The sequence below is a fragment of the uncultured Cetobacterium sp. genome (genome assembly GCF_945952365.1).
Classification (GTDB): domain Bacteria; phylum Fusobacteriota; class Fusobacteriia; order Fusobacteriales; family Fusobacteriaceae; genus Cetobacterium_A.
Genome location: NZ_CAMFHX010000011.1, coordinates 22,656 through 48,145 on the forward strand (window position 1 = coordinate 22,656; position 25,490 = coordinate 48,145).

The window sequence follows — 25,490 nt, forward strand, 5'->3', positions numbered from 1 at the left end:
ATCCCTCTCTAAACTTTACTTTTTTATTACCTCTAAAGTTTTTTCAACTACAGTAGTTAAAACCTCTCTAGATATATTGTTACCCCAAAATAGACCGTCACTCGTTAAATAGTAATGTGTTTCATTTTCTGTTACAAACCCATCAGCCTTTAATTCAGACATTACCTCTTCAAATACTTTTTGCTCTGTAAAGTTTAAAATCTCATTCACTACATCTTTTTCAACTGTTGGGAACTGGAATAATCCATTAAATCTATCTAATCTTTGTTGATACTCACTTTTCTCAACAAACATTCCCATCTCTTTTTTCATTCTAAATACAGATATATTATCAACATTTCCACCAGCACCTACACCGATTGGGAACGTATCTCCTCCAAATGTTCTTGTTTTTATATATTTATAGTTATCTCTTCCTGCTTTAGCTATCTTAGTTAACTCTAAAACATAGTAATCGCTATCTGTTGTTAACTCTTTTACGAAAGCGTCATGTAACTCTCTCTCTCTTTTTAAATCATCTTGTAGTTTTACCTTCTCATCTTTTATGTCGTGAGATAGTGTTGAACCTTCATGAACCATTAACGAGTAGAAGCTCGAACTTCCTAAATCTAACTCTTTTATAACTCTTGCATCCTCTCTTGCATCTTCTACTGTTTGAGTTGGATGATTATAGATAATATCTATACAAACTTCACCGTTAAACTTTGATTTTAAATCTAACAATCTCTCTTTCACTTCAGCTTTAGTATAAGTTCTATTGTAGAACTTTCTTCCTTCGTCTGAGAAACTTTGAATTCCTACAGATAACCTATTTACTCCATATTTGTTCATCAACTCTATTTTTTCTGGATTTAAGTTATGTAGTGTTGTTTCTAATGTAAACTCATATCCCTCTGCAAAGATTATATTTCTATTTACACTTTGAAGTATTCTTTCTAACTGATCATTTTTATAAACAGTTGGTGTTCCTCCACCGAAGTATATTACATCGACACCTTTTTCTTTAAAGTATCTATATTGTCCATATTTATCAAATTCTCCAACTAGGTAATCAGCATAAGAGTCTAAACTTCCACTAAGTTGCTCTCTATTTAAGTTGCAGAACGAACAGATTTTATCACAGTATGGTGTATGTACATATATTGCTCTTGGTACATCCTTTGGTTCCTCTGACAATTTGTTTAAGAAATCCTGTTCTGTAATTCTTCTTTGTGGATAATATTTCCCTATTAATCCTGATGAATTATGGTGGCTTTTATGTCTTGTTTCAAAACGCATTATTTAATCACTTCCCTTTAGTCTCTATATCTATTGCTGCTGCTCCTGCTAATTTTATATCTGACATTATATCTACAACATCACCATAATCAATCCCTCTATCAGCTAATATCGCAACTCTTTTATTTTCCATCGTTGAAATTGTTTCTTTAATCTTTTCTAATAACTCCTCTTTTGTGATATCTATCATCGAACTATCATTTCTTCTATCTATTTTTAATTTTAATTGACCATCAACCGTCACTAAAACCGATACCTTATCTGTTGCTTCTACTATTTCAGCAACTTCAGATTTTGGCAAATCAATCTTCATACCTTTCATATCATCAAATGTTGTTGCTACCATAAAAAATATTAGTAGTAAGAAAACCACATCAATTAAAGGTGTTAAATCAGGTGTTAATTGCTTTCTTTGATAGTTCAAAAATCCTTTTGATTTTAACATTACTACTCTCCTACATTTTTCTTAATATATTTATAAACTCCACTACATTTTTTTCCATATCAAGCATAGCTTTTTCAATCTTCTTTTGATAGAAGTTATAGAATATAAGTGCTGGAATAGCAACTATAAGACCTGATGCTGTTGTAATAAGTGCTTGAGATATTCCAAATGCTAAAACTGTTGGATCTCCAGCTCCATGCTTTGACATCGCTGTAAATGCACCTATCATTCCTGTAACTGTTCCTAATAATCCAGCTAGAGGTGTAACGTTAGCTGCTAGTGCTAATATCCACATGTGTCTTTCTAATTTTGGCATCTCTCTTAGTGCACACTCTCTTGCTTTCTCTTCTAAATAATCATAAGTACAACAATTCATTTTTCCACCGTTATACTCTATTAAAATTGTTTTCATAACTTTTGCTGATGTATTTTTAAAAGAATCACACGCTTTTATTGCTCTCTCTTTTTCATTATTTTTTATAAATTTTTCTAAATGATTTAATAGTAACTCTCCGTTGTCTTTTTCATTTTTAAAGAAATAGTAACCTCTTTCTAATATTACTGTTAATCCCGCTACTGAAAGAAAAATAATCACTCCCATAAGTGGTCCTCCAGCTTTAATCATCTCTATCATCTATTTCCCTCCTGAATTTTAATATTTTGACATTCAAAGTTATTATATTAACTTTGTACCAAATAGTCAATATATTTTTTAAACAAAGTATTTTTTAATAAATAATTTGATAATTAAAATATTTTTTGTTATAATTATTACGAAATTATTACTTGTATTTTGGAGGAATTATGAAATTTGTTATTTTTTCTATAGCTTTACATATATTTATCTTTATTTTTGGTTTTTCTCTAGATACCAATAAAAAATATGAAATTGACAATGTCGGAAATGATTTTAGCACTCCTTCGATATCCGTAAATTTCAACTCTTTCCAACCGTCTGAACCTGTTCAAAACGAAGCTTCTGTTGAAGAGGTCATCGAAGAAAAGGCTGTTATCCCAGAGCCTATTCCTGAGCCAAAAGTTGAAGAGAAAAAACTTGAGGTAATCAAAAAGGAACCTGAAAAAAAAGTTGAAAAACCAAAAAAAACACCCGAGAAAAAACTTCCTAAAAAAGAGGTTACAGAAGATAAAAAACCAACAAAAAAACCTGAGTCTCAACAATCTACTGCTCCAAGCAACAATAGTAGTGACTTAATCGAACTATCTCAAGGTGTTTTTGCTGCTAGAAATCAAGGTGTTCAAGGACTTACATATTCATTTATATCTCAACCTGATCCTGATTACCCATTAGCTGCTAAGAGAATAAGTTACAACAAAGAGGTTTCTATAAAAGTAAGATTCCTTGTTGGTTTAAAAGGTGAAATTGAAGAGGTTAAATTCTATAGTGACAAAGATAGTTTAGGTTTCCAAAGTGAAGTTGAAAAAACTTTAAAAAGATGGAAGCTTACTCCTGTTATGTTAAATGGAAAAGCTATTAAACTTTATTTTTACAAAGAATTCAAATTTAATCAAAAATAATAGGAGGATTTAAATTTTATGAAAATACTTATTACGTACTCATCAAAAACTGGAAATACTGAAAAAGTAGCGAAAGCTATTCATGAAAATATTCCACAAGCTAGTCTTCTACCAATTTCAGAAATTGTTAATTTAGACTACGATTTAATCTTTGTTGGAGGATGGATTGATAGAGCTACTTTCGATCAAACAGCTTTAACTTTAGCTAAGCAAATATTCGATAAAAATGTAGCTTACTTCTTTACCTTAGGTGCTTATCCTGATTCTGACCATGCAAAAGATTGTATAACTAATATTGAAACATTATTAAAAGATAATAACAACAATATTCACGGTGGATATTTCTGTCAAGGTGCTATTGATCCTAAGCTTATAGCTTGGTTTTCAACACTACCTTCAGACCACAAAATGGCTCCAAGTGAAGAAAGAACAAAAAGATGGGACGCTGCTAAATCTCATCCAGATGAATCTGATTTAAACAAAGCAAAAGAATTTGCACTATCTATAATGAATTCAATAAAATAACTATATAAAAATAAAAGGAAGAGATTTAAATTTCTCTTCCTTTTCTCATTTTTATAAACTCTTAAAACTATCAACACATTCTTGAATTAATTCTTTTTTCTCATCTCTAGGAACATAGATTCCGAAGATTTCTTTTTCGTCTTCTCCATAGAATCTAATTGAATAGCTTTCTCTTCCGAACATAACATCTTTTACTAAGAAAATCTCTTTTATCTTATCAACACTTAAGTGTCCTCCAATTGAAGAGTTTTTATCATGGAAGTTGAAATATCCATGGGCATAGAATCCTTCAGCAAACTTATCTTGAATCTCAATTACAAATGCTGGTGTTATAACTATTAAAAATACTCTTTCCCAACTTCTTAAAACTGCAAATAGATCATCTATTTTAGCTACGTCATATTTTTTTACTGTTGGAGCTTGTCTTAAAACTTCTATTAATGGCATCTCTAACTCTTTTGCCACTTTACTTAAAGATGCTTTCACATCATTTGCAAGTATTTCTTGTATTTTATCTCTCATGAAAATCCTCCTACATACTTTATGTAAGTAAAATATATTATATTTTAAAAACTTTGTCAATCAAATATTTTTAAAATAATCTATTACTTTTATATTTTCATCAAAAGATACTACTTCAATGTCTAAATTTTCTCCAACCATTTCTAAATCTTCATACAATTTTTTAAAAGTTATTATTTCTACACACATTGTTAATTTGTACCTTTTTTCTTCTACACTATCACTCTCTATAATCGAAACATATTCTAACTTTCTAAGCTCTTCTAGTATATTTTTACTTAATTCTAAAGGTATTTTTAATTCTTCAGAAATTTCAAGGGCAGTGACAGCTTTTTTATTATCTAAGTAGTTTTTTACTAAAAATAATAAAACTTTTTTTGTAACTAAATACTTTGATTTGAAATTAATTTTTTTTATATCCTCTATCTTCCCCAAGTTTTCTCTATTTTGTAAAATATATGAAAAATGAGCTCCAATCAATATTAAAAACCAAACAACTTTAAGCCAAATTAACGATAGCAGTAAAACAGAAAAACTACCATATATTTTATTATATGTTGCTATTATTATTTGTAGTTTCAATAATAACATATTACTTTGATTTAGAAAAAATGAAACTACAAAGCTACTCCAAATAGTTGGAACTAACGCTACTTTTGTATTTGGTAAAACCATATAAAAGAATATAAAAAAGATCCACAAAGCAAAATAGGGTGCCACTAAATTCAATATATGTTCTGTATAAAAAAATTCTAACTTTATATTATTTAAAATATTAGCACCTATTACACTTATCGGAAGCATAAAAAATACCAGTAGATAATCACTAACTTTTCTAAAAAAACCTCTAGTTTTTTTAATGCCCCAAATACTATTAAGTGCTTTCTCTATAACTGAAAACATTGAAACAATAACCCATCCCAAAGATACAAAACCGACTCCTGCTATAACTCCATTTCTTGTACTCTGCAATAAGTTTTGTGCTATATCCAATATCACTTTAACTGTTTCCTCATTCAAAGGAGAACTTTCAGTTAATTGTCTCAAGTAATAGCTATCTATCCCAAACCATCTAGCTATACTAAAAGCTATAGCCAACAATGGAATAAATGATAAAGTTGTGAAGTAACATAGTGTATTAGCCCATAGATTTGAATTTGAACGTTTATAGTTTTCTAAAGCCCCTTTAATTTGACTATAAAAATGTGTTAGCTGCAATTCGTTTATGTAATTTCTAATATTATTTATCATCGTATCATCCTCCTGAAGTATTATTTCCTATTCTATCATTTTTTTCCTTTATAATTTATTATTTTACAAAAAATTAAAAGAACCTCAAACGAGGTTCTTTTAAAACGGGGGGATATTACTTTATTCACACTTTTATTCTTTATTATATTTTTTAGACCAAATTTTTTCTAAAAAAGTTTTAATTTTTAATTTTTTTTATTGTATCTATAACAGTTCCATCTCTATACTCTACAACTGCTACAATTTCATCCTCAAACTCAATATCATTTTCTTGTCCTGTCATAGCTTTTGCAATTGCTCTTAACTCTTCAATTGTTTTTATTGGAAGCTTCGATTCTTTAAATCTCTCTATTAAATCTTTTCTTAAAGGATTTATTGCAATTCCTCTTTCAGTTACAAGGATATCTACTGTTTCTCCTGGAGTTGTTAAAGTCGTAACCTTATCTTTCACTACAGATAATCTCGAGTTAACAAGTTGAGATACTATTATACAAAGCTTAGATCCAGCAGCTGTATCTGAATGTCCACCTGATCCTCCCATTATAACACCATTAGAACCAGTTGTAACATTTACATTAAAGTTTGTGTCAATCTCTGTCGCTCCTAAAATAACAACATCCAGCTTATTTACTACAGCTCCTTTATTGTTTGCATTTGCATACATCGATGCTGACATAGTTATATGCGCTGAATTCTCTTTAGCTGATTTTATAGCCTCTAAATCAAAGCACTGTACATCAAACAACGCCTTAAATAATCCCTCTTTATACATATCAACTATATAACCTGTTATTCCTCCTGAAGCAAAACTTCCACAAATCTCTTTTTGCTTCATTATATTTTTAAGTTGAGCTGCCACTGCTAAAGATATTCCTCCTGCTCCTGTTTGGAAACTCATACCATTTTTCAAATATCCAGATTCCTCTATAAATTTAGCCGTTAAATCTGCTACTTTTAATCCTATCGGATTCTTAGTTATTTGAGTTGTTCCTGAAACAATCCCTTTCGGATCTCCAATAGCATCCACAACTAAAACATAATCAACATTTGTTTGATTTATTTCTATTGTTGAATTTGGAAACTCTACTAAATTATCAGTTATCGCTACAACGATATCAGCTAACTCTGCATCCGTATGAGCATACCCTAAAGCTCCACAAGCAGATTTTCCATCTACACCATTTATATTTCCATATTCATCACTAGTAGGTGCTGCCATAAATGCAATATCTATATTTCTCTCTCCTGATTCAAATATTCTTGCTCTTCCACCATGTGTATGCATAATTGCAGGTTTAGAAAGTTTCCCATTTGATATAGCCTCTGCCACTGGTCCAGAAATATAAGCTGCATATATTCCTGTTACAATCTTATCCTCCATCATCTTTACTAACCCTTTATGACATGGAAAAATCGAACTTGCTGCAATCGTTATATCTTTATAACCTCTTTTAGCAATCTCCTCCATAACCATATTTAAAACGAAATCTCCATTTCTCAAGTGGTGATGAAAAGATACAACCATCCCATCTCTCAAAGGTAATCTATCCATCAATTCATTTAAATCTCTATATAATTTAGAATCCTCTCTAGTTATGGTTTTAAATTTAAAATCCTTTTTTACCAATCCATCTTTTTTTGAAAGGTATCCCTCATACTGCTTTACCTCTCCATACCCATCTATAAATTCAGGAATATCTCTTCCTAAAATATTTTTCATTAGAACACCTCACCTTTAAAATTAATCTATTAAACCAATCATTTCAGCAATCTCTAAAGTCTGAATAGCTCTGTTTATAATTGGAAGGTCAACCATTTTCCCATCTAAAGAGAATACTCCTAACCCATCTTTTTCTGCTTCCTCTTTTGCTGCCATTACTCTCAGGGCGTGATTTATCTCTTGCTTTGTTGGAGAGTATACATTATGAATTGTATCTATCTGTCTTGGGTTAATAGCTAATTTACCTGTAAATCCTAACATCTTAGCTTTTCTAGAATCAGCTTCTAAGCCTTCGTAATCATTTGTATCTGTAAACGGAGTATCTACAGCATCTATTTTTAAAGCTTTACATGCATTTACAATTTTAGTTCTAGCATAAAATAACTCATCTGAATCCCGAGTTCTTTTTACTGCTAAATCTGCTGCTAAATCCTCTCCGCCTAACAATACAGCTTCTATCCTTTTCGAACTTTTCAAAGTTTCATAAACTGTTTCTACACCATATGCTGTTTCAACTAGTGCGTGAACTTTTATCTCTCCTATTTCAAACCCTTCCTCTTTTTCAATTCTTTCCAACTCTTTTTCTAATACAGATATATCCTCTGGAGTCGCCTTTGGTAAAAGAATTGCATCTGGCTTTAATCTAGCCATTTTGTCAATATCCTCCATCGCAAAAGGTGATGATAACGGATTTATTCTTATTACAACTTCTGTATCTCCATAACTCATTGTTTTCATAGCTTCTGTAACTAATATTCTTGCTGCGTCCTTTTCCGTTAAAGCCACAGCATCCTCTAAATCAAATATAACTGAATCTGCTCCAAATGTATCTGCTGTCTGAAGCATTCCTGGATTATTTCCAGGCATAAATAACATTGTTCTTCTTAATTTCACACTAACACCTCACCTTAAAGGAAAATTTAATAACCTCTTTTTACAGCTCCTTCAATTCTAGCTCTTATCGTATAATCTAGAGCACCTTTATCTTGAGCTTTAACCAATATTGATGTAATCCCCATCTCTTTTAGTTTCTCTTTTATAAGATTTCTTATATGATTTCCAAACTGTTTTTCTACAACACTTTCTAATTCAATGATAATTCCATTCTCTGATGGAGTTAACATAATAAATATATCGTTAGATTCTAATGTTCCACACTTCGCTGGTTTATTTATTGTCATTTTTTCACCTCTTATACTATTCTATAAAATTAAAGGAAAAGGTAGGATTTTCCCACCTTTTCCAGAATCAAAAGTCTATTACTTTCTTCTGTTTACTAAAGCTTCTACTCTACTCATTTCGTTGAATACGATCATAAATCCTTCGTCAACACCCATTCCTGGTTTAGCTAATACTTGAAGAGCTCCACAAGCCATAGCTATATTTGTAGTAACCTCAGCTGATCTGTTAGTTTCGTTACAAGTTCCACCTGAATATGATCCGATTCCAACTTTATTACAATAAAGAATTGCTTCTGCTATGTTATTTACTCCTCCTAGATCTGGAGTTTTTATTTGAACTACGTGACCTGCTTTTGCATCTGCGAAAGCTACGATATCCTCGTAAGTGTTACACCACTCATCAGCAACTAACTCTATTCCCATATCTCTTCTATCAACCTCAGCTGTCAATGCTGCTAAAGCTTCAATCTGCTTATCTCTATCCTCTACGTCCATAGGACCTTCAATTCTTAATTTAAATGGTTTTGCTGCATCCACTAAAGTTTGTAAGTAATCTGCCATTTTTACAGTATCACAATCAAATGCTGCTCCAATTGTTCCATATACATCTATATGTAAAATAGGTGCGTAATTCTCTGTATCTCTTAAATGAATGATTCTATCTCTTAACCATCCAACATACTCAAGTAACAGTTCCCCTTTGTTTCCTAATTTAGTTTCAACATGATTTATTAAAGCATGAGGTAAAACATCAGCAGATTTTATTATCATTTTATCTGCATTCTCATATCTGTTATCTCCTGATTGAGTAAATATAGGTCTCTTAGAAATTTCTAAACCTGTATTGTAGTCTTTTTGAATAACTTCAGCCATAGTTACTTTTCTAGCTTTTGCTACTGCATCTAATAAAGCTTGAGTAATTCCATATCTGATTGCAGTATGTAATCTTTTTCCATCAAGTAACATTCCATCAAACTCTTCTGCTAAACATTTAAAGTTTTCTAACTCTTTTCCTATTAATTTTGGAGCTATCTCTTTTTCAATTACAGGAATGAAATCTTTAGCTAAGAATAATGGGTCTCTTCCTCCCGCACCTGAATATTGTACTGCTGCACAATCTCCAAAAGCAACTTGACCATCTTCTAAAATAAGTTGTACAGATATTGATTCTCCAGCTTGTCTTATCGAAGAGAATCCTTCTGTCATAGTTTCTCCTACATAAGCAAAACCATCATGCCCTGCTCCCTTTTTTATAGCTCTTTGATCATCGAAATAGAATCCTGTTTTTCCTGCTGAACATACTACATCAACTATTCTCATTTTAATTCCTCCTGATTTTTGTGAGGGGAATACCTCCCCTAACTTTTATAAATAAATCAATTTTATAATCTTTTCTATTCAAACTATTTTATTAAACTATTTCCCCGCTGGTCTTCCAATTAAAGTTCCTTTTCCTACAGCAAATATATCATCTACAGTCATTTGGAAACTGATTTCTCTTCCTTCAAATGCTGCTCTCTCTTGTAACTTTGCAGTATGGAAAGCTTTAATATCCTCTGATAATGGTAAGTTTCCTGCATTTAAGTATCTGATCATTCCGTTGTTATCTCTTGCTGGTAACATTTTTCCTGCATTATACTTAGATGGTGCAAACGGAATATCTAAAACTCCTTGCTCGAAAGCTTTAACAGTTCCTACTGCTAAATCTCCCTCTCCTAACTCTAACACTTTATCTATAATTTGTTTTACTTCTTTTTTAATCATATCTTTTTCAAATTGAACCTCTTCAGAGTTTGGTAACTTTTGACCTCTTAATAGGTTTAACACCATTTTTGTTGCTCTGATACCCATTGCATTTGCTTCTTTTGTTGGTACTCCAATAGCTTCATGAGGTGTTTTTACGATAACTTTTGTTGCTCCTGCTAATGCTGCTGCTGAAGCACCATTTGAAATTACTCCAAACGCTTTAGCTTCATCCTCTGGGAATCCACCCATCCATTGATGGAATACAGATGTCAGTTGCATGTTTTCATATCCAAACTCTTTACAATACTCTTCAGCTTGCTCCATCATAGATCTCACTGCTGCAACGTCTTGAACTAAGTTTCCACATTGTCCATATCCTAAAGTTATATTTTTAACTCCTTGCTCAGCTGCTAATAAACACTCAATTATTTGAACTGCGTTTGATACTGATGGCGGAACTAAAGTTCCTGTTAGTGGTCCAAATGGTTCTCTGTTGATAGATACTCCTTTTTCTTCATATAATCCAACTAATCTATCACAATATTGCCAATCTCTTATTGTTTGCTCAAGAGTAACTGATTTTGCGTAAGGAATGTTATAAGATATTCCTCCACCTTCGTTTGAAGTATATCCTGCTGCTAACATTATCTCTGATAATAATCTCGCATCTGGAGTTCCATGTCTTAATTGTAAAGGTAGATTTACTGCTTCTACAACCTCTCTACAACCTTTAACTCCATGGTTTACACCTGGGAATCCGTTAAGTAATGATCTTCCAGCTTTTTTAGACTCCTCTATTCCTTTTTCGCAATTCTCATATTTATTTTGTCTTGTATAAGAATCTATAGTTGAAGGTAGTAAATCTGCTCCTCCTTCAGTATCTAAGAAGTTTAATAACTCTATATGTTGCTCTACTAAAGCTACTCCTGCTCTTGGTTGAGCTAGTGTTATATTTTTAGATTTAGCATCTATTAACTTTTTAGCAAAATTTTTGTGCTCAGGTAATGTTTTATGGTAAGCTACTGCTTCTTCTAAATCTACATCCGCTCCTGTTGGCCATTGTTTTAAAACTTCTTCTCTCACTTTAAAGAACTCTTCTTCAGTCCATTTTTTAAATTTTAAATTCATCGATCAGACTCCTCCTCAAAACTTATACTTCAATTAGATATTTTTTCATTATTTTCACTGCTAAATCTGGCTCTTTTTGAGCTAATAACCCCATAGCTGATAAAATATATGTTTTATCAACCATATACTTAGGATTTTCTGGTTTTAAATAAATTGGTTCATTAGGATTAAATTTTCCAGCCTCTAATATCCCTTTTGGATTCTTGCTATGAACGATAACTCCACCAGTTCCAATTATATATGGTGCATTTAAAAGGTCTTTTCCACTTTGATTAAACATTGTTCCCATCGGAGTATATATACATTCTAAAACTCCGCAATGTCTTGTCATCGATAATTCAGTGGCTGCTTTTGCCATAGCCTCATCAAACAAAACATCCTCTTTTGTTTGAGGAACCATTTTAATATTATCGTGTCTAAAATTACACATTCCTTTTATATCCCATTTTTTATCTAAATCATTCAAATAGTTTCTTATTTTTTTACTTCCAGCTGCTTCCAATAAAGAGATTGCAGAGTATCTCATTCCTAAATCCCCTTCAACAGTTCTTTTAGCGAATGGATCCTCTAGACCTTTCAGTAACACTCCTGGTTTAGATGGATCACCTTTACCAATAGAGTGGATATCAGTTGTTGCTCCACCAATATCAACTATTATTAAATCTCCAATTCCATCCTCCTCATCAGTTCCTTCTGATAAAACTTCCGCAGCTTTTAAAACTGCAGCTGGAGTTGGCATCAATATTCCACTTATAAAGTCCTCAGCCTTTTTCATTCCTTTTGCTTCTATTATTTTATTCATAAATACTTTCCTGATCTCTTCACGAGCAGGTTCTACATCTAACTTATTTATCTTTGGCATAACATTACTTGCTAAATAATAGTCTACACCTGCTTCTAAAAATATTTTTTCTATTTCATCTGCCGCAGCTTTATTTCCTGCTACAACAACAGGCTTATCTATCTTATGCTCAACTATTAATCTAGCGTTATGAATTATACACTCTTTATTTCCGCCATCCGTTCCACCAGCTAGTAATATTATATCTACAGCTGTATTTTTTATCTCTTCCATTTCACGAGAATTCAGTTCATACGAGTATGTTTTTATAACTCTTGCTCCTGCTCCTAAAGCAGCTTTTTTTGCAGCTTCTGCTGTAAGTTCTGGCACCAATCCAATCGCCACCATTTTCAACCCACCTGCTGCAGAAGAACATGCAATTTTATCTACGAACTCAATTTCTGAAATTGAAACCTCTTTTTCTATTTCAGTTACAAGTTTTTTATATGCATTGTTAAAACCAACCATTATATCATCTTCAACTGTTGTTATATCTTTTGCAGTTGCTAGAATTCTTTCTCCTACTAAGTCTATCGCTGTTAACTTTGTATATGTACTTCCAAAGTCAATAGTTAGATAACATCTCATAGAAATCATCTCTTTTCTTTATTTTTATTAGCTTAAATTCCTAAATCAGATTTTAAATCTTCAGTTGTAAGTTCTATTGGTGTTCCTGGTCTATAAACTCTATTGAACCCCATTGCCTTAAATCTAGACTCTACGTCTGACCACTCTTGCTTTCCAACAACAATATTTCCACCAACGTAAAGTAGGATATCTTTTAATCCTGCTTCTTCACATTTCTCTCTCATACCTTGACAGTCTAATTCTCCGTGACCATATAGTGACGAAACTATTATCGCATCTGCCTCTGTTTCTACAGCAGCATTGATAAAGTCAACTTGTGGTGATAATACACCTATATTGATTACTTCAAATCCGCTGCTCTCTAATACGTGATGAATAATTTTATTTCCTACTGCATGACAGTCCGAACCAATTACACCAATTACTACTTTCTTTCCATTTTTCATTGAAAATAACACCTCACTATTTCTTTTTCCTAATAAAAAGCAAACTTTTATAATATATTTTATACACTACGTTTTAAAAAAACACAATACAAATAATAAATTTATATCGTTATCTTTCCAACTATTCACACAATATATCATAACTATTCATATCAGAAGAGCAGTTTTTACCTTTTTACTACATTATTATATATAAACTATTTTGAACGACACTATTTCATTGATTTTTTTTTATACTTATGCTATACTCTAAGTGGATAATTTATACTAGAGCTGAAAAGAGTGGGGAAATCCCACTCTTTCTTTATAGTTTTTATTTGGAAAGAGGTGAAATGTATGATAAAACTTGATAAAAGAGAGATGGAAGAAACTCTTGTTAAAATAGAGAAAGTAGTTATTCCAGCTGTTGAAAAAAGAGATGTAGATCTTGTGGACGTAGAGTATATCCAAGAAGGTGGATACCTTTATGTACGTATTTTTATAGAAAAAATTGATGGAGATATTACTCTTGAAGATTGTGGTACACTTAGCAATGAGATTGATGAAGCTATCGATTCGCTAATTCCACACAAATTTTTCTTAGAGGTTTCTTCTCCAGGAGTTGAAAGACCTTTAAAAAAAGAAGCGGATTTCGTGAGATTTAAAGGAGAAAAAATCAAAGTTAGCTTAAAGCACAAACTTAATGATAACAAGAATTTTGAAGGTATTATTGAAGATTTTAAGGATGAAACACTTTTCTTAGATATAAAAGGACAAACTCTTGAAATACCTTTCAAAGAGATAAAAAAAGCAAATATTGTCTTTGATTTTAGTGATATTTAATTATTATTTAGTTATAGTTAGGAGGAAAAAACCATTATGAAAAGTAAAGATGGAAAAATCTTTTTAGAAGCTCTAGAGCAGCTTGAAAAAGAAAAAGGAATAAACAAAGAAAGTCTTCTTGAGGCTGTTGAACAAGCTATGCTTGCTGCTTACAAAAAGCACTATGGTGAAGAGGAAAACGTTGAGGTTGAAATCAATAGATCAACTGGTGAAGTTAAAGTTTTTGAAATAAAAACTGTTGCTACAGCTGAGGATTTATACGATGCTGCTCTTGAAGTTTCTGTTGAGGATGCTGTTGAAGCTGGTCACAAAAGAGTAAAAGTTGGAGATGTTATAAAGTTAGAAGTTAACTGTGAAGAGTTCAGAAGAAATGCTATCCAAAACGGTAAGCAAATCGTTATTCAAAAAGTTAGAGAAGCTGAAAGACAAAATATCTTTGATAAATTTAAAGTTAAAGAGCATGATATCATAACTGGAGTTATTAGAAGAATTGATGAAAAGAGAAACATTTTCATCGAATTTGATGGATCAGAAGCAATACTTACAACTGCTGAGCAATCACCAGCTGACGTTTACAGAGTTGGAGAAAGAATCAAGGTTTATGTTGCTGAAGTTGAAAAAACTAACAAATTCCCTAAAATAGTAATCTCTAGAAAAAATGAGGGACTTTTAAAGAAGTTATTTGAATTAGAAATTCCTGAAATCGCTGAAGGAGTTATTGAAATCAAATCAGTAGCTAGAGAAGCTGGTTCTAGAGCTAAGGTTGCTGTTTTCTCTGCTGATGAAAACATCGATACTGTTGGAGCTTGTATCGGACAAAAAGGATTAAGAATTAGAAACGTTGTTAACGAATTAAACGGTGAAAAAATTGATATCGTTGTTTGGAAAGAGGATGTTGAAGAGTTTGTTTCTGCAGTTCTAAGCCCTGCTAAAGTTATCAGTGTTGAAGTTCTTGAAGAGGGAACTACTGCTAGAGTACTAGTTGAAAATTCTCAACTTTCATTAGCTATCGGTAAAAATGGACAAAACGCTAGACTTGCTGCTAAGTTAACTGGTATGAGAGTAGACATCAAAACTGTTGAATCTTTCAATGCAGAAAATGCACCTGCTTCAGACGAGGAAGAAAATGCATAATCATACGCCTGAAAGAACATGTGTAGTTTGTAGAGAGAAAAAAGATAAAAGCGATCTTTTTAGAATCGCTAAAATAAGTGAAAGCAACTATTCATTTGATGAAAAGCAAAAACATCAAGCTAGAGCAATCTACGTTTGTAAAACACACGAATGTATAAAAAGAATTTCTAAAAATAAAAAATATAACTTAAAAATAGAAGATTTACTTCTTATGGTTAATCTTCTTAAAAAGCAATCTAAAGATTACTTAAATATTTTAAAAGCAATGAAAAACTCTGAGCATTTAGCTTTTGGTATCAACATGGTTATGGATGAGATTCAACATATTCATTTCCTTATAATCGCTGAAGATATCAGTGAAAAAAATGATAAAAAGTTAATTGCTAAAGCTAAGGAACTTAATATTCCTTATGCTCACTTTGGAGATAAAGCACAGTTAGGTGAAATCTTTAATAAAGAGGAAGTCAATGTTATTGCTATAAAAAATAAAAAAGTTGCAAGAGGATTGGTAGATTAAGCTATTTAAAGCACTTTTTAGATATTTTAAACAATATTAGAGTTGATGTGCAATCACATCTAGGTGTATTGACTGCTGAACATGAAAAACTGTTCTAGCATATTTTGCTAAAAATGATGATGTTGTTTCTAGTAATACCTATATAGAGGAGGAAACAATGAAAAAGACTATGGATTTTAATGATGCAGAAGAGTTTATAGAAGAGACTACTACTGCTACTACTAAAAAAAATAAAAATAAAAACAAAGCTAAAAGTGAAGCTTCAAATGATGAAGGAAAAACTAAAAAGAAAAGAAAAGGTAGAAGAGCTGACTTTATCGTAAATAAAGCTGAGCAAGGACCTGAGATTATAGAAGAAGATGGAATGAAAATCATCAAAATTAGAGGAGAGATTACTTTAGGTGATTTCGCTGATAGATTAGGTGTTGGAAGTTCAGAACTTATCAAAAAACTTTTCTTAAAAGGACAAATGTTAACAATAAACTCAACTATCTCTTTAGAGTTAGCTGAAGAGTTAGCTGAAGATTACGAAGCTTTCGTTGAGTTAGAAGAGGAAGTTCAATTAGACTTCGGAGATAAGTTCGCTCTTGAAATAGAAGATAGAACTGAGGATCTTATCGAAAGAGCTCCTGTTATAACAATCATGGGACACGTTGACCACGGTAAAACATCTTTACTTGATGCTATCAGAACTACTTCAGTTGCATCAGGAGAAGCTGGTGGAATCACTCAAAAGATTGGAGCTTACCAAATTACTAAAGCTGGTAAGAAAATCACTTTCGTAGATACTCCTGGACATGAGGCGTTCACTGATATGAGAGCTAGAGGAGCACAAGTTACAGATATCGCAATTCTTGTTGTTGCTGCTGATGATGGTGTAATGCCACAAACTATAGAGGCTTTATCACATGCTAAAGCTGCAAATGTACCTATTATTGTTGCTATCAACAAAATCGATAAAGAGGGATCTAACCCAATGAGAGTTAAACAAGAGCTTATGGAGCACGGTTTAGTTTCAGTTGAGTGGGGAGGAGACACTGAGTTCGTTGAAGTTTCAGCTAAAGCTAAAATGAATTTAGATACTTTATTAGATACAATCTTAATAACTGCTGAAATTTTAGAGTTAAAAGCTAACCCTAAGAAAAGAGCAAAAGGAATCGTTCTAGAATCTAGACTTGATCCTAAAGTTGGACCTATTGCCGACGTTCTAATCCAAGAAGGAACTTTAAAAATTGGAGAGGTTATCGTTGCTGGAGAATCTATGGGAAAAGTTAGAGCACTTGTTAACGATTTAGGAGCAAAAGTTCAATCTGCAACTGTATCTCAACCTATCGAGATTATTGGATTCAACGATGTTCCATCTGCTGGAGATACATTCTATGTTATCCAAAATGAGCAACATGCTAAGAGAATCGTAGAAGAAGTAGCTAAAGAAAGAAAGATTTCTGAAATCAGTAGAAAATCTATCTCTCTTGAAACTTTATCTCAACAAATGGATCACGCAAACTTAAAAGAGCTTAACTTAATCTTAAGAGCTGACTCTAGAGGTTCAGTTGAAGCGTTAAGAGATTCATTATTAAAGCTTTCTCACGAGGAAGTTATAGTTAATATCATTCAAGCTGCTTCTGGAGCGATCACAGAGAGTGACGTAAAACTAGCTGAAGCTTCAAATGCTATTATAATCGGATTCAACGTTAGACCAACTACAAACGCTTTAAAAGAAGCCGATGCTAATGGTGTTGAAATCAGAACTTCAAACATTATCTATCATATCACTGAAGATATTGAAAAGGCTTTAACAGGAATGCTTGATCCTGAATTCAAAGAGATGTACTCTGGAAGAATCGAGATTAAAAAAGTGTTCAAAGTTTCTAAAGTTGGAAATATCGCTGGATGTGTTGTTGTTGACGGTAAAGTTAGAAAAGACTCTAACATCAGAATATTAAGAAATGGTGTTATTGTTTATGAAGGAAAATTAAATACTCTTAAGAGATACAAAGACGACGCTAAAGAAGTTGTTGCTGGTCAAGAGTGTGGTTTAGGAATCGAAAACTTCAATGATATTAAAGAAGGAGATATCGTTGAGGCATTCGACATTATCGAAATTAAAAGAACTTTAAAGTAAAAGTAGGTGATTTATTATGAATAAAAAAAGATTAGCTGCAATCGAAAAGGAAATCTCTAGAGTTGTCTCTAAAGCTCTTTTCGAAGAGATCAAAAATCCAAAATTAAAAAAAGCTATGGTTTCTGTTACTAGTGTAAGAGTTACTGAAGATTTAAAATTTGCAGATTTATTCTTCAGCATTATGCCAATAGCTGGAGCAACAGTTAATAGAAAAGAAGTTTTAGAAGGATTAAATGAAATAAAAGGTTTTCTTAGAAAAAGAGTATCTGAAGAACTAGCCTTAAGATATACTCCTGATATGAGAATTAAACTGGATGATACTATAGAACACGCTATTAAAATCTCCCAGTTACTTGATAGTTTAAAAGGGTAATTTATGCACTGGGAATATAAGACAGTATCTGAAAATCTTATTGAAACTAAGGCTAGTCAATGGAATGTTTCTAAATTTTTAGCTACTTTACTAATTAAAAAGGGCTTTTTAGAAAAAGATGAAGTAGAAAATTTTCTTAATCCATCTATTAATAGATTTAGAAATCCTTTTGATTTTGAAATGATGGATAGCGTTGTAGAAAAAATAGTTTCTGCTAAAAATAAAAATGAAAAACTTTTTATTTATGGAGACTATGATGTTGATGGAATCACTGCAGCTATCTTCCTTGTATTAGCTTTTAGAGAAATTGGAATTGATATTGATTACTATATTCCTAATAGAATGGATGAAGGATACGGCTTAGATAAAAAGACTATCGACTTCATTCATAAAAATTCTGGAAAACTAGTGATTACTGTAGATACAGGTATCAACTCTTATGAAGATGTTGAATATGCTCGTAGCCTTGGTATCGAGGTTATTGTTACTGATCATCACAAAAGTGTAAAGGATGATGAAGAGGATAATATCCTTTTCATCAACCCTAAATTAAGTGATAGCTATAAATTTAAATTTTTAGCTGGGGCTGGAGTGGCTTTAAAAGTTGCTCAAGGTGTATACACATATTTAAATGAAGATTTCTCTAAACTTTATCAATTCATGGATGTTATTATGATTGGAACTGTTGCTGATGTTGTTCCTATGTTCGACGAAAATAGAATTATTATAAGTAAAGGATTAGAAACTCTTAAAAATACTAAAATTAAAGGTCTTGTTTATCTTATGAAGTACTTAAAACTTTATAATAAAGATATTAGTACTACGGATATTAGTTATTTTGTTTCTCCACTTATAAATTCTTTAGGAAGACTTGGGAATTCAAAACTAGGTGCTGATTTCTTTATGAAAACAGATGATTTTGAAATATATAACATTATTGAAGAGATGAAAAAAGCAAATAAGCAAAGAAGAGAACTAGAAAGAATGATATTTGATGAAGCAAACAAAATGATTGCACAAAAAATAGATAAGAACGAACTTAAATATATTTTTGTTGCATCTGAAAGATGGCATCCTGGAGTTATTGGAGTTGTTGCATCGAGATTAAGCGTAAAGTATAATCTTCCTGTTGCGATGATTTCTCTAAAAGATGGTTTAGCTAAAGCTTCATGTAGAAGTATTCCTGGTGTAAATATTTTCAATATTTTAAAACTTATTGAAAGTAAACTAATTCGTTTTGGTGGTCATGACTTAGCCGCTGGTTTTATAGCCAACGAAGCTGATCTTCCTGAGATTGAATTACTCTTCCAAAGAGAGATTCAAGTTCATGAACACAATATTAATCAACCTAAATATTTAGAGATTGATTTAGAGTTACCTATTGATAAAATCAATAAAAATAGCATTAATGATATAAAAAGATTAGGTCCTTTTGGCCTTGAGAATAAGCATCCCTATTTTATAGATAGAGGAGTTAAAATTATAGACACAAAGTTTTTTGGCATTGAAAATAGACACTTTAATGGTTTATTGCTGAAAAATGGCAAAACTTATCCTCTTGTAGCTTTTGATTTAAGTTCTAAGTTACATAATATAAATAAAGATATGCTTTATGATGTTGTTTATTATCCAGAAAAGATAATAAATAGAGGAGAAGAATATTATCAATTTCGTTTAAAAGATCTTAAATCTCACAAGGTTTAAGACATTAATACATAATACTTTAAGGAGGAAATGATGAAACACGAATTAAAAAAAATCGAACACTCAGCAGTTGAGATTAAAGTTACTTTAACAGCTGAAGAGTTATCACCAATTAAATCAGAGGTTGTTAAGACTTTAGCTACTAAAGTTGAGGTTCCTGGATTTAGAAAAGGACATGCACCATTAAACAAAGTTGAAGCTGCTTTTGCTGACGCTATAAAAGAAGAGGTTGTAGAATCTGTTCTTAAAGCTAACTTCGAAAAAATCGTTGCTGAAGAGAAAATTGCTCCAGTAAGTTTCATTTATGATCTTGTTACTGAAATGAAAGAAACTCTTGAAATGACTTTCAAAGTTGATATCTACCCTGAAATTACTTTAGGAGAGTACAAAGGTTTAGAAGTTGAAAAAGAAACTTTCGAAATGACTGAAGAGCTTTTAAATAAAGAGATTGAAAATATGTTAAACGCTAAAGCTAAATTAGAAGATGCTGCTGAAGGGCACAAAGCTGAGATGGGAAATACTGTTGACCTTGCTTTTGAAGGATTCGTTGACGGTGTTCCATTCGAAGGTGGAAAAGCTGATTCTCACCAATTAAAATTAGGATCTAAAATGTTCATCGATACATTCGAAGATCAATTAGTTGGATACACTGTAGGACAAGAAGGAGAAGTTAATGTAACTTTCCCTGCTGAGTACCATGCTGAAGCTTTAGCTGGAAAACCTGCTGTATTCAAAGTAAAAATCAACTCAATCAAAACTTTAGCTAAGCCTGAGTTAACTGAAGAGTTCGCTACAGAAGCTGGATTTGAATCTGTTGAAGATTTAAAAGCTAAGAAAACTACTGAAATCGTTGCTAGAGAAGAAGCTAGAGTTCAAAACAACTTCGTTGGAAAATTAATCCAAAAATTAGTTGCTGATTCTAAAATCGAAGTTCCTAGATCTATGGTTGTTAGAGAAGTAGAAAACAGAATGGCTGAAATGAACCAACAATTAGCTATGCAAGGAATGGATATCGATCAATACTTAAAAATGACTGGAATGACTAAAGAGCAAGCTTTCAACCAAATCGCTCCAATGGCTCATAACAAAGTTCAAGTAGATATCATTTTAGAAGCTATCGCTAAAGCTGAAAACTTAGAAGTTACTGCTGAAGAGTTAACTGCTAAAATCGAAGAGATTGCTAAAATGTACGGTATGACTAAAGAGCAATTAGAAACTGAATTAACTAAGAACTCTAACTTAGATGAGTTCAACCATAGCTTAAGAACTGAGAGCTTATCTCAAAAAGCTATTGAAGTTATTGTTAATAACGCAAAGTAATAAAACCCTGTATTGAGTAGAGATAACCCTCTACTCAATACTACTTTTAAAAAATTAGTGTTAAATACCTAAGTTTTTAAGTATTTAACTTTAAATTTTTAAAGTAAGTTTTTAAAGGAGGGATAAAAATGTACAGTCCAACAGTTATTGAAAACACAGGAAAAGGTGAAAGAGCTTACGACGTCTTCTCTAGACTTCTTAAGGATAGAATTATATTCTTAGGTAGTGAGATTGACGACCAAATAGCTAACGCTATCGTTGCTCAACTCCTGTTTTTAGAAGCTGAAGATCCTAATAAAGATATAATTATGTATATAAATAGTCCTGGGGGAGTTATTACTTCTGGTATGGCAATCTATGATACTATGAATTACATTAAACCTGATGTACAAACAGTTTGTATTGGTCAAGCTGCTAGTATGGGGGCTCTATTACTTTCAGCTGGAGCTAAAGGAAAAAGATATTCTCTAGAAAACTCTAGAATTATGATTCACCAACCTCTTGGTGGAGCTAGAGGGCAAGCTACTGATATTGAAATCCAAGCTAAAGAGATTTTAAGAATGAAAGATTTAACTTCTAAAATTTTAAGTAAAAACACAAAAAAATCAGTTGAAGAGATTATCTCAGCAACTGAAAGAGATAACTTCATGAGTGCTGAAGAAGCTAAAGAATTTGGTTTAATCGACCACGTATTCGTTAGATAAGGAGGGAATTGATGAACAAAAAAGAACATTGCTCTTTCTGTGGAAGAGGTCAAGATGAAGTTTCAAAGCTTTTCTCTGGTATTGATGGATCTTTTATTTGTGACGAATGTATTGAAACTTGTTTTGATATGCTTGGTTACGAAAATGATATCTATTATGGAGAGAAACAAGAAAAAAATGATACTTCTAACCACTCTTTAACAGGAATAGAACTACCTACACCTAAAGAGATTAAATCTAGACTTGATGAATATGTTATAGGTCAAGATGACAGTAAAAAAGTTTTAGCTGTTTCTGTTTATAATCACTATAAGAGAATTATGCATAAAGATCAAGGAAGTAAAGATGTTGAACTACAAAAATCTAATGTACTTCTTATTGGACCTACAGGTTCTGGAAAAACTCTTTTAGCTCAAACGCTAGCTAGAACACTACATGTTCCTTTTGCTATCGCTGATGCTACAACTCTTACTGAAGCAGGTTATGTTGGGGATGACGTTGAAAACGTTCTTGTTAGATTATTACAAGCTGCTGACTACGATGTTGCTGCTGCTGAAAGAGGGATTATCTATATAGATGAAATCGATAAAATTGCAAGAAAATCTGAAAATGTTTCTATAACTAGAGATGTTTCAGGTGAAGGAGTTCAACAAGCTCTTTTAAAAATTATCGAAGGAACAAAATCTCAAGTTCCACCACAAGGTGGAAGAAAGCATCCTAACCAAGAGCTTATAGAGATAGACACTACAAATATTTTATTTATAGTTGGTGGAGCTTTTGAGGGTATGGAAAAAATTATTAAAACAAGAACAAATAAAAAAGTTCTTGGATTTGGAGCTTCTCAAGAAGCTTTAGAAACTGAAAAAGAGATTGAACTTTTAGGAAAAGTTCTTCCTGAGGATTTAGTTAAACAAGGAATAATTCCAGAGTTAGTTGGTAGACTTCCTGTTATTACTACACTATCACCTCTTAATGAAGCTGCTCTTATAAAAATTTTATCAGAACCTAAAAATTCAATTGTAAAACAGTATCAAAAATTCTTTGAGATGGAAAATGTTGATCTTGATTTTGAAGAAGATTCTCTTAAGAAGATTGCTACTCTTGCTTTAGAAAGAAAAATCGGTGCAAGAGGACTTAGATCTATCATCGAGAATATTATGACTGAACTTATGTTTGAGATTCCTTCAGATAAATCTATCAAAAAGGTTACAATTACCGCTGATTCAATTCAAGATTCTACAAAAGTTAAAATTGAACACTAAGGAGTGATTAGTAATGAGTAGATTACCTTTTTTACCTACTAGGGAAATGGTTCTTTTCCCAGGAACAGCCTCTCCTCTTTATGTTGGAAGAGAAAGAAGCTTATTAACGATGAATTTTGCAATGAAAACAAAAAATAAAATAGTATTGAGCTTACAAAAAGATTCTTTAGAAGAAAATCCTATTCTTCCTGAAGGAGTTCATAAAATTGGAGTTTTAGCCAATATAGTTCAATCTATTCCTTTACCAAATAAAAGTATTAAAGTTCTTATTGATGTTGATAAAAGAGTTCTTATAGAAAATGTTATTGAAGAGGATGGAATGCTTTTTGCTGAATACAGTGTTATATCAGCAACTGAAGAACCATCACCTGAATTAACAGCTCTTAAAAGAAAAGTAATTAGCTTATTCGAAGAGTACTCAACAGCTACAAATCAAATTAATGCTGAATTAATGGTTCAATTAAAAGGACTTAGAAAAGCTGGAAAAATATTTGATTCTATAGCTTTCAATCTTGAAATAGAGGAATCTTTAAAAGTTGAGCTTTTAGAACTGCTAGATGTAAGAGAAAGAGGTTACAAATTAATTGAAATACTAAATAGTGAAATTGAAATCGCTTCTATCGAACAAAAAGTGGATCAAAAAGTTAAAGAAAAGATAAACGAAAGCCAAAAAAGCTACTTTATAAGAGAGAAAATAAACACTCTTAGAGAGGAACTTGGTAAAAATGGTGGAGACGAAGAGACAGATGAACTTTTTGATAAAGTTAGAAACTCTACTCTTCCAAAAGAAGCAAAGGATAAGCTAGAAAACGAGTTAAAAAAACTTGGTAAAATGGCTCCTTATTCTGCTGAAGCCACTGTATCTAGAGCATATATAGAATCTGTTTTAGAACTTCCTTGGGGAGTTGTAACTACAGAGACTTTAGATTTAAAAATAGCTCATGAAGTTTTAGAAAAAGATCACTACGGTCTTAAAGATGTAAAAAATAGAATTCTTGATTATCTAGCTGTAAAAAAATTAAATCCTGATATGAAAGGAACTATTCTTTGTTTAGCTGGACCTCCTGGTGTTGGAAAAACTTCTTTAGCTAAATCTGTTGCTGACGCTTTAGGTAGAAACTTTATTAGAATCTCTTTAGGTGGAGTTAGAGATGAAGCTGAAATAAGAGGACATAGAAGAACTTATATAGGTTCTATGCCTGGAAAAATAATTAAAGCTATCAAAAATGCTGGAAGTGTTAACCCTGTTATCCTTCTTGATGAAATAGATAAAATGTCAAGCGACTTTAAAGGAGACCCTGCTTCTGCTATGTTAGAAGTTCTAGATCCTGAACAAAACAAGCATTTTGAAGACCACTACTTAGATATGCCATTCGATTTATCTAAAGTATTCTTTATCGCTACAGCAAATGACTTAAGAAGTATTCCAGGTCCTTTAAGAGACAGAATGGAAATAATAACTCTTTCTTCATATACTGAGTTTGAAAAACTTCATATAGCAAATAGCTACCTTATCAAACAAGCTCAAATTGAAAATGGTTTATCTAATATTAAAATAAATATTACTGATAAAGCTGTTTTAAAAATTATAGATGAGTATACTAGAGAGGCTGGAGTTAGAAATCTAAAAAGAGAAATTTCTGGACTATTTAGAAAAGTAGCTAGAGATGTTATTGATAAAGATGCAAAATCAGCTAGTATCACTATTAAAAACTTAGAGTCTTACCTAGGTCATCCTAAGTTTAGACCTGAAAAAATGAAAAAAGCTGTATCTAAAGTTGGAGTTGTAAATGGTCTTGCTTGGACAGCTGTTGGTGGAATGACTCTTGAAGTTCAAGGTGTTCAAATCCCAGGAAAAGGAAGTCTTTCTTTAACTGGAACTCTTGGAAATGTTATGAAAGAATCAGCTATGGTTGCTTTCACATATCTAAAAGCTAACTTTGAAAAATTCAATGTTGAACCAACTGTTTTAGATAAAAAAGATATACACCTTCACTTCCCTGAGGGAGCTACTCCTAAAGATGGTCCATCTGCTGGTACTGCTATCACAACAACTATTTTATCAGTATTAACTGGTAGAAAAGTGAAGCAAACTTTTGCTATGACTGGTGAAATCACTATTACTGGTGAGGTTTTACCTGTTGGTGGAATTAAAGAGAAGGTTATTGGGGCTCATAGAGCTGGAGTTAAAAATATAATCTTACCTGAAGATAATAAGGTAGATGTAGAAGAAATTCCAGAAGAAGTAATGAAAGATATTAAAATCTACTTTGCTTCAACTTATGATGACGTTGAAAAACTTGCCCTTGAAAAATAATAGAA

At 31.9% G+C, this 25,490-nt stretch carries 23 protein-coding genes and 1 pseudogene; 12 read left to right on the top strand and 12 right to left on the bottom strand.

The genetic code is table 11. The annotated features are described in order from the left end of the window. Positions 1 to 15 precede the first annotated feature (15 nt). The 3 genes from Q0O83_RS05445 to Q0O83_RS05455 are packed head-to-tail and all read right to left on the bottom strand — an operon-like array spanning position 16 to position 2,357. Complete coding sequence (locus Q0O83_RS05445) at positions 16 to 1,278, bottom strand: coproporphyrinogen-III oxidase family protein (RefSeq protein ID WP_294094846.1); 1,263 nt, start codon at positions 1,276 to 1,278, stop codon at positions 16 to 18. A gap of 7 nt (positions 1,279 to 1,285) precedes the next feature. Beyond that, complete coding sequence (locus Q0O83_RS05450; protein ID WP_294094849.1) at positions 1,286 to 1,723, bottom strand: biopolymer transporter ExbD; 438 nt, start codon at positions 1,721 to 1,723, stop codon at positions 1,286 to 1,288. A 10-nt stretch (positions 1,724 to 1,733) separates the two neighbouring features. Next, entirely contained in the window at positions 1,734 to 2,357 is a 624-nt protein-coding gene (locus Q0O83_RS05455; protein WP_294094852.1) for a MotA/TolQ/ExbB proton channel family protein, read from the bottom strand. A 170-nt stretch (positions 2,358 to 2,527) separates the two neighbouring features. Here Q0O83_RS05455 and Q0O83_RS05460 point away from each other — a divergent pair, with 170 nt between their 5' ends. Next, positions 2,528 to 3,259: an energy transducer TonB gene (locus tag Q0O83_RS05460; RefSeq protein WP_294094855.1), complete on the top strand. Its 732-nt coding sequence runs from the start codon at positions 2,528 to 2,530 to the stop codon at positions 3,257 to 3,259. Between the two features lie 18 nt (positions 3,260 to 3,277). Then, positions 3,278 to 3,784 carry a flavodoxin family protein gene (locus Q0O83_RS05465; RefSeq protein ID WP_294094858.1) on the top strand — a complete coding sequence of 169 codons (507 nt, stop codon included), beginning with the start codon at positions 3,278 to 3,280 and terminating at the stop codon, positions 3,782 to 3,784. Positions 3,785 to 3,835: 51 nt separating this feature from the next. Here the strand turns inward: Q0O83_RS05465 and hutX are convergent, their stop codons facing one another. The 9 genes from hutX to glmS form a co-directional block, all read right to left on the bottom strand. Continuing rightward, the gene (gene hutX / locus Q0O83_RS05470; RefSeq protein ID WP_294094861.1) at positions 3,836 to 4,306 is read right to left on the bottom strand and encodes a heme utilization cystosolic carrier protein HutX; all 471 of its coding nucleotides are present in this window, start codon (positions 4,304 to 4,306) and stop codon (positions 3,836 to 3,838) included. Positions 4,307 to 4,366: 60 nt separating this feature from the next. Then, positions 4,367 to 5,557: a YihY/virulence factor BrkB family protein gene (locus Q0O83_RS05475; protein WP_294094862.1), complete on the bottom strand. Its 1,191-nt coding sequence runs from the start codon at positions 5,555 to 5,557 to the stop codon at positions 4,367 to 4,369. Between the two features lie 178 nt (positions 5,558 to 5,735). Next, positions 5,736 to 7,277, bottom strand: a complete 1,542-nt coding sequence (gene citF, locus Q0O83_RS05480) for a citrate lyase subunit alpha (protein WP_294094864.1) — start codon at positions 7,275 to 7,277, stop codon at positions 5,736 to 5,738. 21 nt (positions 7,278 to 7,298) lie between these two features. Beyond that, positions 7,299 to 8,171 carry an aldolase/citrate lyase family protein gene (locus Q0O83_RS05485; RefSeq protein ID WP_294094866.1) on the bottom strand — a complete coding sequence of 291 codons (873 nt, stop codon included), beginning with the start codon at positions 8,169 to 8,171 and terminating at the stop codon, positions 7,299 to 7,301. 26 nt (positions 8,172 to 8,197) lie between these two features. Then, a complete protein-coding gene (gene citD / locus Q0O83_RS05490; RefSeq protein WP_294094868.1) occupies positions 8,198 to 8,458 on the bottom strand; it encodes a citrate lyase acyl carrier protein in 261 nt (86 codons plus the stop codon). 78 nt (positions 8,459 to 8,536) lie between these two features. Further along, positions 8,537 to 9,778: a methylaspartate ammonia-lyase gene (locus tag Q0O83_RS05495; RefSeq protein ID WP_294094871.1), complete on the bottom strand. Its 1,242-nt coding sequence runs from the start codon at positions 9,776 to 9,778 to the stop codon at positions 8,537 to 8,539. 96 nt (positions 9,779 to 9,874) lie between these two features. After that, positions 9,875 to 11,332 (bottom strand): methylaspartate mutase subunit E, encoded by a 1,458-nt coding sequence (locus tag Q0O83_RS05500; RefSeq protein ID WP_294094873.1) that lies wholly within the window; start codon positions 11,330 to 11,332, stop codon positions 9,875 to 9,877. 22 nt (positions 11,333 to 11,354) lie between these two features. Continuing rightward, a complete protein-coding gene (glmL, locus tag Q0O83_RS05505; RefSeq protein WP_294094878.1) occupies positions 11,355 to 12,761 on the bottom strand; it encodes a methylaspartate mutase accessory protein GlmL in 1,407 nt (468 codons plus the stop codon). A 32-nt stretch (positions 12,762 to 12,793) separates the two neighbouring features. After that, positions 12,794 to 13,207: a methylaspartate mutase subunit S gene (glmS, locus tag Q0O83_RS05510; protein WP_294094881.1), complete on the bottom strand. Its 414-nt coding sequence runs from the start codon at positions 13,205 to 13,207 to the stop codon at positions 12,794 to 12,796. A 360-nt stretch (positions 13,208 to 13,567) separates the two neighbouring features. Here glmS and rimP point away from each other — a divergent pair, with 360 nt between their 5' ends. The 10 genes and pseudogenes from rimP (at position 13,568) to lon (ending at position 25,485) form a co-directional block, all read left to right on the top strand. Continuing rightward, entirely contained in the window at positions 13,568 to 14,029 is a 462-nt protein-coding gene (gene rimP / locus Q0O83_RS05515; protein ID WP_294094996.1) for a ribosome maturation factor RimP, read from the top strand. A 36-nt stretch (positions 14,030 to 14,065) separates the two neighbouring features. Further along, positions 14,066 to 15,163: a transcription termination factor NusA gene (gene nusA / locus Q0O83_RS05520; RefSeq protein WP_294094883.1), complete on the top strand. Its 1,098-nt coding sequence runs from the start codon at positions 14,066 to 14,068 to the stop codon at positions 15,161 to 15,163. Continuing rightward, the gene (locus Q0O83_RS05525; RefSeq protein ID WP_294094885.1) at positions 15,156 to 15,680 is read left to right on the top strand and encodes a DUF448 domain-containing protein; all 525 of its coding nucleotides are present in this window, start codon (positions 15,156 to 15,158) and stop codon (positions 15,678 to 15,680) included. The genes nusA and Q0O83_RS05525 overlap by 8 nt, the downstream gene beginning before the upstream one ends. Positions 15,681 to 15,825: 145 nt before the next feature. Continuing rightward, positions 15,826 to 17,805, top strand: a pseudogene (gene infB / locus Q0O83_RS05530) (translation initiation factor IF-2); the annotation flags it as partial. A gap of 16 nt (positions 17,806 to 17,821) precedes the next feature. After that, complete coding sequence (rbfA, locus tag Q0O83_RS05535) at positions 17,822 to 18,178, top strand: 30S ribosome-binding factor RbfA (protein ID WP_294094887.1); 357 nt, start codon at positions 17,822 to 17,824, stop codon at positions 18,176 to 18,178. A 3-nt stretch (positions 18,179 to 18,181) separates the two neighbouring features. Continuing rightward, positions 18,182 to 19,882 (top strand): single-stranded-DNA-specific exonuclease RecJ, encoded by a 1,701-nt coding sequence (gene recJ / locus Q0O83_RS05540; protein ID WP_294094890.1) that lies wholly within the window; start codon positions 18,182 to 18,184, stop codon positions 19,880 to 19,882. Between the two features lie 33 nt (positions 19,883 to 19,915). Next, complete coding sequence (gene tig, locus Q0O83_RS05545; protein WP_294094893.1) at positions 19,916 to 21,202, top strand: trigger factor; 1,287 nt, start codon at positions 19,916 to 19,918, stop codon at positions 21,200 to 21,202. Positions 21,203 to 21,330: 128 nt separating this feature from the next. Beyond that, a complete protein-coding gene (gene clpP / locus Q0O83_RS05550) occupies positions 21,331 to 21,906 on the top strand; it encodes an ATP-dependent Clp endopeptidase proteolytic subunit ClpP (RefSeq protein ID WP_294094895.1) in 576 nt (191 codons plus the stop codon). An 8-nt stretch (positions 21,907 to 21,914) separates the two neighbouring features. Beyond that, positions 21,915 to 23,168, top strand: a complete 1,254-nt coding sequence (clpX, locus tag Q0O83_RS05555) for an ATP-dependent Clp protease ATP-binding subunit ClpX (protein ID WP_294094899.1) — start codon at positions 21,915 to 21,917, stop codon at positions 23,166 to 23,168. Positions 23,169 to 23,181: 13 nt separating this feature from the next. Continuing rightward, entirely contained in the window at positions 23,182 to 25,485 is a 2,304-nt protein-coding gene (lon, locus tag Q0O83_RS05560) for an endopeptidase La (protein WP_294094902.1), read from the top strand. Positions 25,486 to 25,490: the final 5 nt, after the last annotated feature.

What these genes read in the sequence shown, in the direction of transcription:
- Q0O83_RS05445 (WP_294094846.1), bottom strand. Translation starts at nt 1,278, where the DNA reads ATGCGTTTTGAAACAAGACATAAAAGCCACCATAATTCATCAGGATTA.
- Q0O83_RS05450 (WP_294094849.1), bottom strand. Translation starts at nt 1,723, where the DNA reads ATGTTAAAATCAAAAGGATTTTTGAACTATCAAAGAAAGCAATTAACA.
- Q0O83_RS05455 (WP_294094852.1), bottom strand. Translation starts at nt 2,357, where the DNA reads ATGATAGAGATGATTAAAGCTGGAGGACCACTTATGGGAGTGATTATT.
- Q0O83_RS05460 (WP_294094855.1), top strand. Translation starts at nt 2,528, where the DNA reads ATGAAATTTGTTATTTTTTCTATAGCTTTACATATATTTATCTTTATT.
- Q0O83_RS05465 (WP_294094858.1), top strand. Translation starts at nt 3,278, where the DNA reads ATGAAAATACTTATTACGTACTCATCAAAAACTGGAAATACTGAAAAA.
- hutX (WP_294094861.1), bottom strand. Translation starts at nt 4,306, where the DNA reads ATGAGAGATAAAATACAAGAAATACTTGCAAATGATGTGAAAGCATCT.
- Q0O83_RS05475 (WP_294094862.1), bottom strand. Translation starts at nt 5,557, where the DNA reads ATGATAAATAATATTAGAAATTACATAAACGAATTGCAGCTAACACAT.
- citF (WP_294094864.1), bottom strand. Translation starts at nt 7,277, where the DNA reads ATGAAAAATATTTTAGGAAGAGATATTCCTGAATTTATAGATGGGTAT.
- citD (WP_294094868.1), bottom strand. Translation starts at nt 8,458, where the DNA reads ATGACAATAAATAAACCAGCGAAGTGTGGAACATTAGAATCTAACGAT.
- Q0O83_RS05495 (WP_294094871.1), bottom strand. Translation starts at nt 9,778, where the DNA reads ATGAGAATAGTTGATGTAGTATGTTCAGCAGGAAAAACAGGATTCTAT.
- Q0O83_RS05500 (WP_294094873.1), bottom strand. Translation starts at nt 11,332, where the DNA reads ATGAATTTAAAATTTAAAAAATGGACTGAAGAAGAGTTCTTTAAAGTG.
- glmL (WP_294094878.1), bottom strand. Translation starts at nt 12,761, where the DNA reads ATGAGATGTTATCTAACTATTGACTTTGGAAGTACATATACAAAGTTA.
- glmS (WP_294094881.1), bottom strand. Translation starts at nt 13,207, where the DNA reads ATGAAAAATGGAAAGAAAGTAGTAATTGGTGTAATTGGTTCGGACTGT.
- rimP (WP_294094996.1), top strand. Translation starts at nt 13,568, where the DNA reads ATGGAAGAAACTCTTGTTAAAATAGAGAAAGTAGTTATTCCAGCTGTT.
- nusA (WP_294094883.1), top strand. Translation starts at nt 14,066, where the DNA reads ATGAAAAGTAAAGATGGAAAAATCTTTTTAGAAGCTCTAGAGCAGCTT.
- Q0O83_RS05525 (WP_294094885.1), top strand. Translation starts at nt 15,156, where the DNA reads ATGCATAATCATACGCCTGAAAGAACATGTGTAGTTTGTAGAGAGAAA.
- rbfA (WP_294094887.1), top strand. Translation starts at nt 17,822, where the DNA reads ATGAATAAAAAAAGATTAGCTGCAATCGAAAAGGAAATCTCTAGAGTT.
- recJ (WP_294094890.1), top strand. Translation starts at nt 18,182, where the DNA reads ATGCACTGGGAATATAAGACAGTATCTGAAAATCTTATTGAAACTAAG.
- tig (WP_294094893.1), top strand. Translation starts at nt 19,916, where the DNA reads ATGAAACACGAATTAAAAAAAATCGAACACTCAGCAGTTGAGATTAAA.
- clpP (WP_294094895.1), top strand. Translation starts at nt 21,331, where the DNA reads ATGTACAGTCCAACAGTTATTGAAAACACAGGAAAAGGTGAAAGAGCT.
- lon (WP_294094902.1), top strand. Translation starts at nt 23,182, where the DNA reads ATGAGTAGATTACCTTTTTTACCTACTAGGGAAATGGTTCTTTTCCCA.